General features: G+C 66.6%; 16 protein-coding genes. 6 read left to right on the forward strand and 10 right to left on the reverse strand.

The window, feature by feature from the left end:
* Positions 1-67 precede the first annotated feature (67 nt).
* On the reverse strand, positions 68-1,285 hold the full coding sequence (locus LDO14_RS15355) for an MFS transporter (protein WP_223992405.1): 1,218 nt from the start codon (positions 1,283-1,285) through the stop codon (positions 68-70).
* Positions 1,286-1,374: 89 nt separating this feature from the next.
* The gene (locus LDO14_RS15360) at positions 1,375-1,806 is read right to left on the reverse strand and encodes a hypothetical protein (protein ID WP_056393166.1); all 432 of its coding nucleotides are present in this window, start codon (positions 1,804-1,806) and stop codon (positions 1,375-1,377) included.
* 193 nt (positions 1,807-1,999) lie between these two features.
* Between LDO14_RS15360 and LDO14_RS15365 the strand changes: the two genes are divergently transcribed.
* Positions 2,000-2,395 carry a hypothetical protein gene (locus LDO14_RS15365; protein WP_223992407.1) on the forward strand — a complete coding sequence of 132 codons (396 nt, stop codon included), beginning with the start codon at positions 2,000-2,002 and terminating at the stop codon, positions 2,393-2,395.
* A 7-nt stretch (positions 2,396-2,402) separates the two neighbouring features.
* Here LDO14_RS15365 and LDO14_RS15370 read toward each other — a convergent pair whose 3' ends face one another.
* Positions 2,403-3,017 carry a PAS and ANTAR domain-containing protein gene (locus LDO14_RS15370; RefSeq protein WP_056392957.1) on the reverse strand — a complete coding sequence of 205 codons (615 nt, stop codon included), beginning with the start codon at positions 3,015-3,017 and terminating at the stop codon, positions 2,403-2,405.
* 187 nt (positions 3,018-3,204) lie between these two features.
* Here LDO14_RS15370 and LDO14_RS15375 point away from each other — a divergent pair, with 187 nt between their 5' ends.
* Complete coding sequence (locus LDO14_RS15375; RefSeq protein WP_018768657.1) at positions 3,205-3,546, forward strand: hypothetical protein; 342 nt, start codon at positions 3,205-3,207, stop codon at positions 3,544-3,546.
* A 51-nt stretch (positions 3,547-3,597) separates the two neighbouring features.
* On the opposite strand, the gene trxB is transcribed toward LDO14_RS15375, so the two are convergent.
* A complete protein-coding gene (gene trxB / locus LDO14_RS15380) occupies positions 3,598-4,575 on the reverse strand; it encodes a thioredoxin-disulfide reductase (RefSeq protein ID WP_142071539.1) in 978 nt (325 codons plus the stop codon).
* A gap of 22 nt (positions 4,576-4,597) precedes the next feature.
* The gene (locus LDO14_RS15385; RefSeq protein WP_134163971.1) at positions 4,598-5,032 is read right to left on the reverse strand and encodes an arsenate reductase ArsC; all 435 of its coding nucleotides are present in this window, start codon (positions 5,030-5,032) and stop codon (positions 4,598-4,600) included.
* Between the two features lie 155 nt (positions 5,033-5,187).
* On the opposite strand from LDO14_RS15385, the gene LDO14_RS15390 reads away from it, so the two are divergent.
* Complete coding sequence (locus LDO14_RS15390) at positions 5,188-5,511, forward strand: hypothetical protein (protein WP_018768660.1); 324 nt, start codon at positions 5,188-5,190, stop codon at positions 5,509-5,511.
* A 141-nt stretch (positions 5,512-5,652) separates the two neighbouring features.
* Here the strand turns inward: LDO14_RS15390 and LDO14_RS15395 are convergent, their stop codons facing one another.
* Both LDO14_RS15395 and LDO14_RS15400 read right to left on the reverse strand, forming a co-directional pair.
* Entirely contained in the window at positions 5,653-6,096 is a 444-nt protein-coding gene (locus tag LDO14_RS15395; RefSeq protein ID WP_223992409.1) for a hypothetical protein, read from the reverse strand.
* 62 nt (positions 6,097-6,158) lie between these two features.
* Positions 6,159-6,677, reverse strand: a complete 519-nt coding sequence (locus tag LDO14_RS15400) for a MarR family transcriptional regulator (protein ID WP_018768662.1) — start codon at positions 6,675-6,677, stop codon at positions 6,159-6,161.
* Between the two features lie 227 nt (positions 6,678-6,904).
* On the opposite strand from LDO14_RS15400, the gene LDO14_RS15405 reads away from it, so the two are divergent.
* Together LDO14_RS15405 and LDO14_RS15410 are read left to right on the forward strand one after the other, a co-directional pair.
* Positions 6,905-7,654 carry an ANTAR domain-containing protein gene (locus LDO14_RS15405; protein WP_018768663.1) on the forward strand — a complete coding sequence of 250 codons (750 nt, stop codon included), beginning with the start codon at positions 6,905-6,907 and terminating at the stop codon, positions 7,652-7,654.
* A 295-nt stretch (positions 7,655-7,949) separates the two neighbouring features.
* On the forward strand, positions 7,950-8,096 hold the full coding sequence (locus LDO14_RS15410) for a hypothetical protein (RefSeq protein WP_155845532.1): 147 nt from the start codon (positions 7,950-7,952) through the stop codon (positions 8,094-8,096).
* Here LDO14_RS15410 and LDO14_RS15415 read toward each other — a convergent pair.
* Together LDO14_RS15415 and ftsW are read right to left on the reverse strand one after the other, a co-directional pair.
* Positions 8,093-9,382, reverse strand: coding sequence for an MFS transporter (locus LDO14_RS15415; RefSeq protein ID WP_223992411.1), 1,290 nt, complete (start codon positions 9,380-9,382; stop codon positions 8,093-8,095). The genes LDO14_RS15410 and LDO14_RS15415 overlap by 4 nt on opposite strands.
* Positions 9,366-10,667: a putative lipid II flippase FtsW gene (ftsW, locus tag LDO14_RS15420; RefSeq protein WP_223992413.1), complete on the reverse strand. Its 1,302-nt coding sequence runs from the start codon at positions 10,665-10,667 to the stop codon at positions 9,366-9,368. The genes LDO14_RS15415 and ftsW overlap by 17 nt, the downstream gene beginning before the upstream one ends.
* A 203-nt stretch (positions 10,668-10,870) precedes the next feature.
* Here ftsW and LDO14_RS15425 point away from each other — a divergent pair, with 203 nt between their 5' ends.
* Entirely contained in the window at positions 10,871-12,406 is a 1,536-nt protein-coding gene (locus LDO14_RS15425; protein ID WP_223992414.1) for an LCP family protein, read from the forward strand.
* Between the two features lie 17 nt (positions 12,407-12,423).
* Here LDO14_RS15425 and LDO14_RS15430 read toward each other — a convergent pair whose 3' ends face one another.
* Entirely contained in the window at positions 12,424-13,974 is a 1,551-nt protein-coding gene (locus LDO14_RS15430) for an HNH endonuclease signature motif containing protein (RefSeq protein ID WP_223992416.1), read from the reverse strand.
* Positions 13,975-14,074: the final 100 nt, after the last annotated feature.

The following is a 14,074-nucleotide window of genomic DNA, read 5'->3' on the forward strand; positions in this document are numbered from 1 at the left end:
TTCGGGACGCCAGCCTTGGGGTGGCGTCCCGGCGGTCAGCAGTTGCGGCGGTCAGCAGTTGCGGCGGTCAGTAGTTGCGGCGGTGCTTCAGGCGGGGAATGACGACGCCGAACACGGCCGCCGCCGCGAACCCCAGCAGGCCTGTGGCTGAGATCCCCGGGCCCAGGGATGCCAGGGCGGTCACCCCGGACAGCAGGACCGGGCCGCCTGTGGAGCCGGCATCCGCCATGAACCGCCAGAGGCCCAGGAACTGGCCGCGGCCCCGGTCCGGCGAGAAGTCGGCGCCCAGCGTCATCACCAGGCCGGAGCTGATGCCGTTGCCAAAGCCGATCAGCAGCGCCGCCAGCAGCAGTCCCACGAAGGAACCGGTGAGCGGGATCAGGAGCAGCGCAGTCCCCATGAGCAGCGTGGAGGGAATCGCCACCCACTGCCGCCCCTTCCGGTCCATCAGTTTCCCGGCGGGATAGAACACCAGCATGTCGATGGCACCGGAGAGCCCGTAGATCAGGGATGCGGAGGTGGCGTCCATGCCCAGGTGGTCGGCCCAGAGCGGGATCACCACCTGCCGGGAGGACCGCAGCGCGCTGAGCAGCAGGATGCCCACGCCCAGCGAAAGGAACACGCCGGCATGCGACGCCGCGACGCTCCGAAGCGTGGGCTGGGGGCCCGCGTCCCCGCCCAAGGGGACATCCGGCGTCGCAAGGTCCGGGATGGTGAGGGACAGCAGCGCGGCGGCCGCCATGGCCACCACCCCCACCCAGTAGGCGCCGGCGATGCCGAAGAACTGCATCACCGCCGCGCCCGCGAACGGGCCGATGAACACGCCGATGCGGTTCACGCCGCCCAGCGTGGACAGCGCCCGGGCGCGGAAGGCCACCGGCACCGCCTCCGTCAGGTACTTCTGGCGGGCCAGGCCAAACACCGCTCCGGACATCCCGACGACGGCCATCGCCACGGCGAGCAGCCACAGTCCGTTCGGGGCCAGGGCGGAGGTGGCGGCGGCTGCCAGCGCCAGGCCACCGGCGACGGCGGCGCCCACGATGGACCAGCGTTCACCGAAGCGAAGGGTTACCAGCGACGCCGGCAGGTTGAAGAACCAGGATCCCAGTCCGATGAGGGTGACGATCAGGGCTGCCACTGCCACCGAAGCGCCCAACTCGCGGGCAGATAATGCCACCACCGGAAGGATGGCGCCCTGCCCAATTCCGAAGAGCAGTGTGGGTCCGAAAGCGGCGACCGCAATGCTGCGCAGGCTGAAGGGCTGGGAGGGGTCCGGGGAAGTCATCAGATTTATCCTATGGCCGCCCCCTCCCTGGGGAGGCTGCAGTGTGACGCAGCGGACAGGGACTCACAGTGGCCTCCGCGGAGACTGGATCAACGGGCCCTTGGTTCCAACCCGGCCAGGGCGCGGAACAGGTTGACGACTTCCACCACCGCCCCGATGGCCGAGCCCACGATGCCGAGCACCAGCAGCACCCGCACCAGCACCGGCCAGCCGGACCAGCCGGTGCCGAAGTCGAAGGGAAATACCTCCCACAGGCGCAGCATGGCGGCAACCCCGAAGCCTATGACCACCAGGTTGCCCAGCGCCACGAGGGTACGTGCGTGGATCACCACGCAGACGAGGTTGACGATGATGCCCGCGATCAGGGACGCGTTGATGAGGTCAAGGACGCGGGACATGTCGGCTGTCAGGAACGGCAGCACCTGCCACCCAGGCCACATGTTGATCCCGTACAGCAGCAGGGCGTTGACGATGGCTGAGCCAAGGTTGCCGCTGCGGCTGGTGGTTGTCCTGTCCGCCATGGCAACAGGGTCCGGCATAGGGACCATGCCCGAAAGTGCCGAAGGTCCCCCGGCGGCGCCTTCCTCCCACCGCCCGGCCCTACCGCCCAGCCGCCGAGAACCCATGGACCCACGAACCGGACGACGGCGGGCCCTTCGGCCCTGTTTCGCCGACGCCCAGGGCAACCACGCTGTCTGAAGGAGGTGGTGGAAGATGTTTACTCTTCGCACCCTGGGCGGCATCGCCCTCTTGATGGCCGGGAGCAGCTGGTTGTGGATTACGCCCACCTTCGCCACCCGCGGGGTCAACACGTCAGGTATCTGGTGGAACATCACCATGGTGCTTGCGCTGCTGACCGTCTTGGGGTTCCTGGTGGCCACGTGGGGACTGTTTGCCCGGTGGAGCTGGTGGGAAAATGCGGCCCTCGCGTCGGCTGCACTTGGGCTTGTGGCCCTGGCGCCCTTCTGGTTCGCAGCCATCGGCGGGGGCGAAACTGTCGGGACCACGGCGTGGAATGTGTTCGTCCACGTCCTGATGGTGGCCGGCGTCGCGGTGTTGCTGCTGGTCCCGTCGCTGGAGCGGTGGGTGAACCAGCAGGTCATGGGATAACCGGGAATCAGTAACCCTCCAGGACTTCCCTGGCCTTCCCGTTTGCCGCCGCGCTGGTCAATTCCTCCGCCACGAGGTGCAGCTTGACGTTGGCGTGCTGGCTTCTGGCGGCCAGCACCCGGAACGCCGATTCGGCATCCACACTGTGCAGGGCCATGACAATGCCTTTCGCCTGCTCAATGACCGCCTTGTGCCCGAACGCACCCTCGATGGCCTCCGTCGCGGCATGCTGGGACTCGATGCGCAGGCTCTGGGTCACATCCACCATGAAGCCGCGGGCCAGCTCCACGCGCCCGGAAGGCGCGGCGACGGCCTGGATCGCAGAAAAGACGCGCCGCTCCCTGCCGCGGACGTCAATGATCCGGTGCAGCAGGGCACCCTGGCCACCGCCCTCAAGGAGGTCCGCCCACAGCGCGCGCACCGGTTCCCGGTCCCCCGGGTGCTTGTGGGCCATCAGCACGTCAAAAGTGGGCACCACCTCACCTGGCTGCAGCCCGTGAATGCCAAACATGCCCTCGGACCAGTTCATGCTTCCTGAGGCAACGTCCAGCTCAAAGGTCCCCGACGGACAGACGGCAGTGATCGGCAGCGGAAAGAGGTACGCATCCAACTTCGACCACATGCATTCCTCCAAAACTCACATACCCAGTGCGGGTTTTCTCGCACAACAATAGCTGAATCCGGGGGCCGCTGGTTGCCATATCCGCTGGCGCAGCAGGCGGATTCGGGGGGTCACAAAAGCCGCGCGGAGGAGTAGCGTTCGCCTTATGGGCGCTGATCCGCGCCCGCAGCCAAGGGGAGGTCAATTCATGGGTGAAGTGTGGATCCGCACGCTGGGCAACGGGCTGGTCCGGGCAGATCGAGTCACGGAGATTTCATCTACCCGCGGGTCCCTGCATGAGGACAGCGGGTATTCATTGAAAGTGATCGTGGACGGCAAGGGCCACGTGCTGATTGACGACGGCGGGCTGCAGGGGTCCCTGCCCGAACGGCTGGAATACGCCAGGCATATGGAAGACGCCCTGCTGCTGGCCATCGACGAGGCGCGCGAGAACGACGCGTCCATGGTGATCTCCTACGAGCCGGAGCGTGAACGCTGGTCCGCAGCTCCAGTTTCAGTATTAACCGGACGGCTTCCCGAAGTCGTCTGACCCGCGGAATGAAGCCTGCCCGGGCAACAGTGAGTGCCCGGGCAGGAGTACTTAGCTGTGCGTGGGTTCTTCCACGAGGGCGGTGGCGATGCTGGCCGCGTCCTCCAGTGCGGCCAGGAACCGCTCTGCGTCCAGGGCGGCGGCACAGCCGGTGCCGGCGGCGGTGATGGCCTGCCGGTAACGGTGGTCCACGGCGTCGCCGCAGGCAAAGACGCCCGGCAGGTTTGTGCACGTGGTGGGGGCGTCCACCTTGATGTAGCCTTCCTCGTCCAGGTCCACCTGGCCCGCCACCAGTTCGGTCCGCGGCAGGTGTCCGATGGCCACGAAGATGCCGGTGGCGTCCTGGTGCCGGGTCTCACCGGAACGGGTGTCTGTGAGGGTTACGCCGGTGACCTTGCCGTCGCCGTGGATGGCGGTAACGGCAGAGTTCCAGGCGAAGCGGATCTTGGGGTTGTCCTTGGCCCGCTGCGCCATGATGCGGGAGGCGCGCAGCTCGTTCTTGCGCACCACCACGGTCACGGTCTTGCCGAACCGGGTCAGGAAGGTGGCTTCCTCCATGGCGGAGTCGCCGCCGCCAACCACGATGATGTCCTGGTCACGGAAGAAGAACCCGTCGCAGGTGGCACACCAGGAAACACCGTGGCCGCTGAACTTTTTCTCCTCAGGCAGGCCGAGTTCCTTGTACGCAGAGCCGGTGGCCAGGATGACGGCCGTAGCCTCGTAAGTCTCCCCGCCGCCGGTGACCACGCGCTTAACGGAACCTCTCAAGTCAACGGACGTGGCGTCGTCGTACTCAATGCGCGCGCCGAACTTTTCCGCCTGCTGCTGCAGCCCGTCCATCAGCTCAGGGCCCTGGATGCCGCCGGGGAAGCCCGGGAAGTTTTCCACTTCAGTGGTGTTCATCAGCGCGCCGCCGGCGGTGACGGAGCCGGCCAGGACCAGGGGGTTCAGGCCCGCGCGGGCGGCGTAGATGGCGGCGGTGTAGCCGGCGGGGCCGGAGCCGATGATGATCAGCTGTTCTTTGCTCATGGATTGTCCTTCGGTGGCGGTACTACTGGGCGTCCGCGTGCTGCGCGGGCAGGAGTTCGGTGATCAGTTGTTCAACGCGTGCCTTGATCTCATCACGGATTGGACGGACGGACTCAACGCCCTTGCCTGCCGGGTCCTCCAGGACCCAGTCTTCGTAGCGCTTGCCCGGGAAGAACGGGCACTCGTCACCGCAGCCCATGGTGATCACCACGTCCGATTCTTTCACTGCCTCGGTGGTGAGTACCTTGGGGACCTCTGCGGACATGTCGATGCCTACCTCGGCCATGGCCTCCACCGCGGCCGGATTGACCTTGTCGGCCGGCTGGGAACCGGCGGAGCGCACCTCGACGGCTCCCCTGGACAAGGAGGTGAGGAACGCTGCCGCCATCTGGGACCGGCCGGCGTTGTGGACGCAGACAAAGAGGACGGAAGGCTTTCCTGCGGGGTCGATGCTCATGGCACTCCTCAAACTGGTAGGAAACTACGTTCGGTGTAATAAAGGCCCCCGTGTTGCGCAGGTCACATTTGTTGCCTAATCTAATTGAGGCTCATGCAAACGGGCCATGCAAGAAGCTGCAGCGTCGCAGCCAATGCCGGGGAAGGCTTTACAACTTGAACTCTAAGCTGAACATCGTAGTCCGGGTGGATCTGGACCACAGCAAGGCCAAGGTGATTGCAACGGGGCATATCACCATTCACAGCGTCAACGCCCTCTATGTAGTGGCAAAGCGTGCCAACTCCCTCAGGGGAGGCCTGGACCTGGAACTGGACGTTTCCAGCGCCTGGGTGGACGAGGAAGCACTGGAAATGCTCCGCGCCGCCTCTGAAACAAGGCACCTTCCAGCCAAAATCGATCCGGAACAGGCTCCCTGCACCATCAGCGTGCTGGCTGACCGCCGACATCCGCGTCACACGGCCGGCCGCCTGGCCGCATAAATTTCCCGGCCGCTCGCCGCGCCCATTTTTCGGGCCAGAGCAGGCCGACCACCGCTTCTCTTTCCGCTCCAACAGCCCGAAGTGCAGCTGCATCTGAACAAACGGATGGCTGCACTTCGGGATGGTGGAGCAGTTTTTGTTTTACCGCAGCTGGTCCTTGGCAACCAGGATGTCCTGAAGCTCCTCAACGGTGAGGCCGGCGGCCCTGCCCAGGTCCTCCCGCCCCGCACCCAGCCTCGCGGCGCTCTGGACTGCATGCTCAAACCTCTCCTGCGCCGCATCCAGCTCCCACTGGAGGCTCTCCACCCTTGCGGAAGCCAACTGGACGGCCTCCAGCGGATCACCGGCAGTGCCGCCGTCGACGATCCTGTAACCGCATGCGCAGGACCATTCCGCCGAGCCAAGCTCCAATGGTGCCCACCCCAGCGACGCTATCGGTACGGGGCCGGCCGCCATCGCTGCGCCGCAGTGAAAGGGTGCCGCGGGGTCGCCAATCACAGAGGGCGCGGGCTGAAGCGGGAGTTCTTCGTAATGCTCAACGCGGGTCGACTGCCCCGGCGCCTGAGGTTCAAGTACTGCAGTCATGCAATCCGCCGTCCGGTAGTTAACTAACAATGTAGCTAGTCTAACTAGGATTATCTCTTTGTCTACCGGCCGGTAATGCCGGGGCCGGAGTTGACGGCGTCCACTGCTTCCCGCATGCGCACCAGGAAGTGCATGACGGCCTTGATTTCTTCGGAAGACAATGATTCGGCGGCTTCCAGCATGCGCTTGTGCATCTGGTTCAGGTTGTGCCGGACTTCCTCGTCGGCGCCGGGAGTAGGCCGCAGGATGACGGCGCGGCGGTCCGAGGGGTGGGGCTCCCGGGTGACGTAACCGCCGGACACCAGGCGGTCCACAAGACTGGTCATGGAGGCGGACGTGATGCACAGGCGGGCTGCAAGTTCCGTGGGTCGGATTCCCACGCCGGCAGCCTCTGCATCGATGAGGTACCGCAGCGCCAGGAGGTCCGTCTCCCCCATTGCGGCGGACGAGCGGGTGCGCCTTCTCATAGCGCTCTCCGAGGTCCGGAATTCGCGGAGCGCGTTGATGACATCAACAGCCCCGGGCTCGACGCCCTCGACGGGTGGGTACCAGTAGCCTTCGCTTGCACCATGCGGGTTCATGCGAATTCCTTCGATATCCTACTTGCTTGGCTGTCTAACAAACCCATGGTAGCCCACTTGTTCCCCCGCCACCTCCACAACGTTGAAAAGCAGCAGGCAAGTACCCGGGCGGGCGGCACGGGAAAAGTAGAGTACCGGCTACTCGTGCCGCACACCGTCCCGGCCCAATAAGTTTCTTCCAACCCGCGGCGCCACGGCCAAGGGGCGTGACGAGACGGGGGTGCAGGGTGGCGGTTGGCCCGGCAGACAATGTGGAGCCCGAACGGCAGGGGTTCCTGCTGGATTTGGTGACAGGGGCCGACGGCGATGCAGGGTCCCTGCAGAAGCTCACCGATGCTGCCGCCCGCTGGATCAGCACTTCCGCCGGAAGGGCACTGGAGTGCGCCGCCGTCCTGCACCGGCAGCGGTCCTGTTTTGCCACCGCCGGCAGCACTCCGGCCGCGGCCAGCGTGGCATCGGAGGACGAGCACGGGGACAGCCCCACCGCTCTTGGTTCGCCGCTGATGGCGCCGGCAGTGATCAACCAGGCCGGCGCCCGCTGGGAGGCGTACCGCAGGCGGCTGCTGGACAAAGGCTTCGGCTCAGCGCTTGCCGTTCCCCTGGAACTGCAGCCGGGCTCGGCTGGAGCCCTCGTGTTCCTGGGACCGGCAAACTACGTTTTCAACGCCAAGGTGATCAACGAGGCAGCCTGGTTTGGCGAGGTGGCATCGCACAGCCTGAAGCTGGCCCTCGACGTGCACGGCGTCATCCGCGCCGGGGACAACCTGAAACAGGTACTGGAGAGCCGGACCAGCATCGACGTGGCCTGCGGCGTGCTCATGGCGCAGAACCGCTGCTCATACACGGAGGCGTTCAGCAAGCTTGCCGGCACCTCGCGGCACCGGAACCTGAAGGTCCGCAGCGTTGCGGAGAACATCCTGAGGTCACTGCCCAGCGGCACGCCCGGAACACGGTTCGAGCCCCCGGCAATCGCGTAGGAACTGCGGCGAAAATCCTAGTGCCGTGCCCGTGCCCTGATAAGGCCGGCCGCCACCAGCCCTGCACCTCCGAGTGAAGCCAGCATGCCGCCGAGAGCCACAAAGTAATCGGTAATGGTCATTGTCCTGCGCTCCTTCCGTACTGCCTGATGAGCCCAAGCTATGCGGCGAAACTCAGCATTTCCTGAAGGATCGCCAGCAGCTTTGGTCAAGATCCGGTAAAGGAAAACTGCGGCGATCCACATACTTTGGCCCGCGATCTTCTCTTTGTGGGGGCGTTCCGTATTATTCATGCATGTGGACAAAACAAAGCCAGAGCTTCTGCCCCACCTGCGGCAGGACCACCAATCACGTCACCCATTTCCAAAAGGACGACGCCGGGTCCCTGGTTGCGGACGTCCGCTGCGTTGAGTGCCCCGAGATTGCCGGGGCGGTCGCCTAGGTAGTTTCGTTCCCCGAAGACGGCAGTTGGCCTTCCATGCCGGAGGCGTGCGGACGCACGACGGCGAAGACCGCCAGGGCCGCGGCCTGGACCACCGTGACGGTAACCGCAAGTGCAGGAACTGAGATCTCGTAGAGCAGGCCGATGACGAAACTGCCGGCCAGCCAGGCAAGGCCGTAGCAGGCAGTGAACATCCCGTAAGCACTCCCCCGCCGGGCCACCGGAGCGAGGCCCGCCACCCCGGCCCGCATGGTGCTTTCCTGGACACCCATCGCTGCTCCCCACAGCAGCACCCCCGCCACCGCAAGCGCCGTGCTGTTGCTGAAGCCCAGCCACGGGACCGCGGCGGCCAGGACCGGAAGGGCCAGGAGAACCTTCAACCCCACCCGGTCAAAAAGCCAGCCGGAAACCAATGCCGCCACGGCATCCACTCCCATGGCCGCGGCGTAAAGCACCGGGACCAATGAGGGCGGCAGGAGTCCGGTGGCCACCAGATGGAACGACAGCAGGCCGAACGTGGCATAGCCGAACATGGTCAGGCTGCTGAAGGCTGCGTAGAGCCAGTACTGGCGCGGCATTGGGGCCGGCTTCCCAGCAATTGTGTCCTGGGCGGGAACGGGGCTGGCGGGAACGGGGCTGGGTGGGGCTGGCGGCGCGGCGGAAGGCTCGTAGACACCGGGGTCGGGAACGCGTCGCCTGAGGCGGAACAGAATCAGCATGGCAGCAATCCCCGGAACAGCCAGGAGCAGGAACCCGGGACCGTAGCTGCCGGACAGCGCCAGGGCCGCCCCCACCAGCAGCGGCCCCACCAGTGCCCCCACCTGGTCCAGCGCCTCGTGCAGCGCGAACGCCTTGCCCTGCCCCATCGCTGAACCGGCCTCGGCCAGCATGGTGTCCTTCGCCGGGCTCCGCACCGCCTTGCCCAGCCTTTCCGCCAGGACCAGCAGGCAGGCTATCCACAGCGCATCGGTGATCCCCAGCAACGGCACGGACAGCGCGGTCAGGGCATAACCGCTGAGTGCGAGCGTCCATCGCAGCGCCGGCCGGTCGGCCAGCCGCCCGAACACCAGGCGGAGCACCAAGGCCACCGCTTCACCAGCCCCCGTGACCACGCTGACCAGGAGCGCGGACGCGCCCAGCGCACCCAGGTAAGGGCCGGTGACGCTCCGCGCCCCTTCGTAGACCATGTCCATCAGCGCACTGACCACCCCGAAGACCAGGATGAAGCGGATGGCAGTCATGGGCGCCGGAGGAGCTGTCCCGCCGGCGCTACCGCTGGTACGCATGCTCCCGGGCCTGCTTAACGCCCCGGCCGGACACAGCTCGGGTTGACACGGGCCGGGCTGACACGGGACGGCCGGGTCCGGCGCGACGGGACCGGGTGGGGTGAGGGTGTACACCTTCCGGACGAGTTACCGCCAGGATCACCCCGATGCCGGCCAGTGAGGAGACCATGGCCGATCCGCCATAGGAGATGAACGGCAGCGGCACGCCGATCACCGGCAGCAGTCCGCTGACCATGGCGATGTTGATCACGGCCTGTCCCAGGATCCAGGTGATCACGCTGCAGGCCACGATCCGCGAGAAGGTGTCCGTGGTGCGGGCAATGGTCTTGAACACCGCGATGGCCAGGATGGCGAACAGCCCCAGCACCAGCAGGGTTCCGGCCAGGCCGAGTTCTTCGCCGAGGATGGAGAAGATGAAGTCGTTGTGGGCTTCCGGGATCCAGTTCCATTTCTGCCGGCTCTGTCCCAGGCCCACGCCAAACCAGCCGCCGGAGGCCAGGGCGTACGCGCCGTGCTGCGCCTGGTAGCCCATTCCCTGCGCGTCCTCGTCGGATCCCATGCCCAGCCAGGATGAGATCCGCCCCATCCGGTTGCCGCTGGTGGCCGCGAGCAGCAGCGCTGCCACCGCGCAGACCAGCCCCGCAACCGAGAACACCTTCATCCGGACTCCGCCATAGAACATGGTGGCGGCGAGGATCATCATGATGATCATGGTGGTGCCCAGGTCGTGCCCCAGCGCCACGATCAGCATGATCAGTCCCCCGGCGGGTGCCAACGGAATGACCGCATGCTTCCACTGCCCCAGGAGGGCCTGCTTGCGGTCCAGGATGGCGGCGGCCCAGACGATCAGCGAGAGCTTTGCGAACTCGGAGGGCTGCGCGGTGAAACCTCCCACGCTCAGCCAGTTCCGGTTGCCGTTGACGGACATTCCCAGCGGTGTGAACACCAGCACCAGGGCAACAAGGGAGCCGATCAGCAGCGGCCAACCCAGCCATCGGATCCGCCGCACGGGCATCCGGGCCAGCACCAGCATGATCACCACGCCAGCCACGGTCCACATGGCCTGCTTCAGGGGCAGGTCGTACGGATTGTTTCCTGCCGCCACAGATTCCACGGACGACGCCGATGCCACCTCCACGAGTCCGATCGCCGAGAGCGTGAGGACCACCGCCATGATCAGCGGCCGGAGGCGTCCCGGGGAGTCATCCACCAGCCACACCGCCACTTTGCCCAGCCCGCGCCGGGCAGGACGGCCCGCCACGCGCTGCTTTTGTCCTGTATTCATCTGTCCGTTCCTCAGCCTGCACAGCAGGGCTTTCCCCATGGCCGGGCCCATCTCCGGGGCGGGTACCCGCCGAGAAAAAAGAGTACGCCCTCTGCCGCCGCCAGGACCGGGACGGCGCGGCTGCAGGCTGCCGTTCTTGGGGAATTGCCAGCTTGGGCCTGTAGGGTAGCCGAAACCTGTCCCCTCCCGAAGGTCATTTTTTCGTGTTCGGTTCCAGAAAATCCCCCGACCCGGATCAGGTTGGCTCCGCCCCCGGCGCCTACCCCGGCCAAGGCGAGTTGTACGCCGCCAGTTTGCGCCGCCGTCGGCCTGTACGCCGTGTCCCGCGCTGGCTCAAGGCCGTTACCGCCGTGGTGTCCGCGCTGCTCGTCGGTGCCGTGGCCTTCGGCGGCTACTGGGCGTGGCGCCTGCAGTCGAACATCACAACGTCTGAACTGACGGCGGGTGGAGAGCGGACCGAAGGGACCGTGAACGACAGCACGGACCGGATGCAGATCCTGGTCCTGGGCTCCGACACCCGGGACGGCAGCAACAGCCAGTACGGCAGCGCGGAGGACTCCTCCGGCTACGGCCAGTCCGACGTCATGATGCTGCTGGACATTTCCGCGGACAACAAGCACGTCAACGTGGTCAGCTTCCCGCGCGACCTGCTGGTGGACGTGCCGGCGTGCACGGACCCCAAAACCAAGCAGGCATATCCGGCCCGCCAGGACGTGATGATCAACAGCGCCATGGCACAGGCCGGCATCGGCTGCGCCGTGGACACCGTGAACAAACTGACCGGCCTGGAGGTGGACCACTTCATGATGGCCGACTTCAACGCGGTAAAGGAACTGTCCAATGCCGTGGGTGGCGTGGAGGTCTGCGTCAGCGATGCCGTGCACGATCCGGACAGCGGGCTGAACCTGCCTGCCGGAACGTCCCAGGTGCAGGGCGAACAGGCGCTGGCGTTCCTGCGGACCCGGCACGCTTTCGCCAACGGCGGGGACCTGGGGCGCATTCAGGCCCAGCAGGGCTTCCTGGCTTCGCTCAGCCGGAAGCTCAAGTCCGAGGGCACTCTGGGCAATCCGCAGAAGACCCTGACCATTGCCGACACCATCACCAGGAACCTGACCGTTGACTCGGGCCTGTCCTCCATCCCATCACTGCTGACCATCGCCAACCGGCTGAAGAACATCGACCCGGCCAACATCAACTTCATCACCACGCCCACGGTGCCGGCGCCGGCGGACCCCAACCGGCTGGCACTGAATGAGCCGACAGCCTCCAACTTCTTCGCCGCGCTCCGAAGCAGCCCGGACCTGAGCCAGCCCTCCTCCGCCTCCCCCACGGAGGCGCCCGCAACTCCCGCGGCACCCGCCTACGACAAGTCACTGCAGCCCGTCTCCATTGCCAACGGCACCGGCGTGACGGGGCGGAGCAATGCCATTGCCGGGCTGCTCTCCGAGGCCGGTTTCACCAACCTGACCAAGCTGCAGGCCCAGGCGCAGGAGAAGACCATGGTCTACTACTCGGCCGGGTTCGAGGACGTGGCCGCGGACGTGGCAGCGCTGTTCGGCCTGCCCGCAGGCAACGTGCAGCAGGTGGCGAACATCCAGGGCGTGCAACTGTACGCGGGCACGGACTTTGCCACCGGCACCAAACCCGCCGCACCGCCGTCGTCCGCCGACTCCTCAGGCGGCGTGGTGGCCCAGACGGGCAGCGACCAGACCTGCCAATCGGCCAACCCTCTGGGGTAGCAGGACTACAGGCCGGTCTACCGGCGCGGCGGCTCACACGGCATGGGGCTGAAGGCGCGCTTCCCCAGGAGGCTTCGTTCGCGGACCCGGCTTCGTTCGCCGGGCAGGAACCCGGGTGGCCACTTTGGTGGTTCCCAGTCCTGGTGTTCGCTTGTGTAGTGGCGGCCTGTGGGTGAGGTCCAGCCCGGTGGTTCGTTCGTGCTGGCCGGGGTGGGTTTCCAGGCGGTGGTGTGCCGGAGCCTGTGGTGCTTCGGGCAGGGCTGTCCCAGGTTGCTGATGCCGGTGGTGCCGCCGTGGTGCCAGGCGAGGAGATGGTCGGCCTCCGTGTCCAGGGAGGTGTTGCTGCAGCCCGGGAACGGGCATTTCCCGTCCCGCATCCGCAGCCAGGCCCGCATGGCCCTGGGAATCCGGTAACTTTTCCGGCCGATCTCCAACGGCGCCCCGTCCCGGGGGTCCACCAGGACCCGGTAGAACGAGCCCGCCCCGTCCGCGACCAGTCGCCGCGCCATCGACGCCGGCACCGGACCATACCCGTCCAGCATCGCCGGTTCATCGGTCAAACCCATCAGCGCGAACACCGGAACCGTGACCAGCACCTCGGCGCGGACCGAGGAGGGCAAGTGTCCCGGCCCGGCGCCGTCAGTGCCACCGGCACCGGCGCCCGGCCCGGCAGCAGCCAAGACGCCGGCAGTGGCACTGGCACTGGCACTGGCACGGCTGAGACTGGTGCTGCCGCCCCGGGTGTTACCGCTGCCGAGGATGGCTGCGGCGAAACTGTCGGCCCGCAGCTGGGGCATGGTCCTGTCCTCGGCCGGGCCCTGCAAACCCCGCGCGGCAGCGGTGAGCCGGTTCCACCCGGACATGGCCTGGTCCGCGGGCAGGTACGCGCCCAGCCACGCCATCCCGTCCCGGTCCGCCCGGAACTCCACCCGCCGCTCCGCCACACCCCTGGCGTGCCGCTTCTCGATCGATTCGGCGTGGTGGCGTTCCCGCCAGGTCCGGGCCTTGACCCGGAACCGGTGCGCCGGCAGCTCCCCAACCGGGCAGCCGCGGGCGGCATCCTGTGCTTCAGGGTCCAGGAAATGCGCCTCCAACGCCGCCGCCCCCGCCACATCAAGGGACGCCGTCTCATCTGCCAGCACCAGCGCGTGCTGCCACGACAGGGTCCCGGACTGCAACGCCTCCAAAGTCCGCGGCAAGCTGCTGGTCAGGGCGTGTGAGGTAGCCAGGAACGACCCGGCGGCCCGCGGACCCAACGCCAGCACGCACCCGACCTCCGCCGCGACCGCCATCTCCTGCGCCACCATTGGCACGCCCGTCCCCGCCACAGCATGCGCAGCCCCCGCGTACCCCACCGCAGCCTTCGCCTTCACCCCCGCAACCCGCGCCTCGACCTCCCGGGCCCCGGCGAGGATGTCCAGGCACCCATCCGCCAAACCGGCCAGCGGATCAGAAACCGCATCAATATCCGCGAACGCCTCCAGACCCGCCCCGTCCACCTCAGCCTGAAGCACAGCAAGGGCAGCGCGAATGTCCTCGAACGCCCTCACAACCGCCGCTTTCCCCATAAACCAACTATGACAAGGGGGTCTGACAATTGCCGGCGGGCCACCGAACGTTGAACGCCTCCTTCACTTCAGCGGCGGTTGTTCAGGCCGAAAACTTGTC

It is taken from the genome of Arthrobacter sp. NicSoilB11 (genome assembly GCF_019977375.1).
GTDB lineage: Bacteria > Actinomycetota > Actinomycetes > Actinomycetales > Micrococcaceae > Arthrobacter.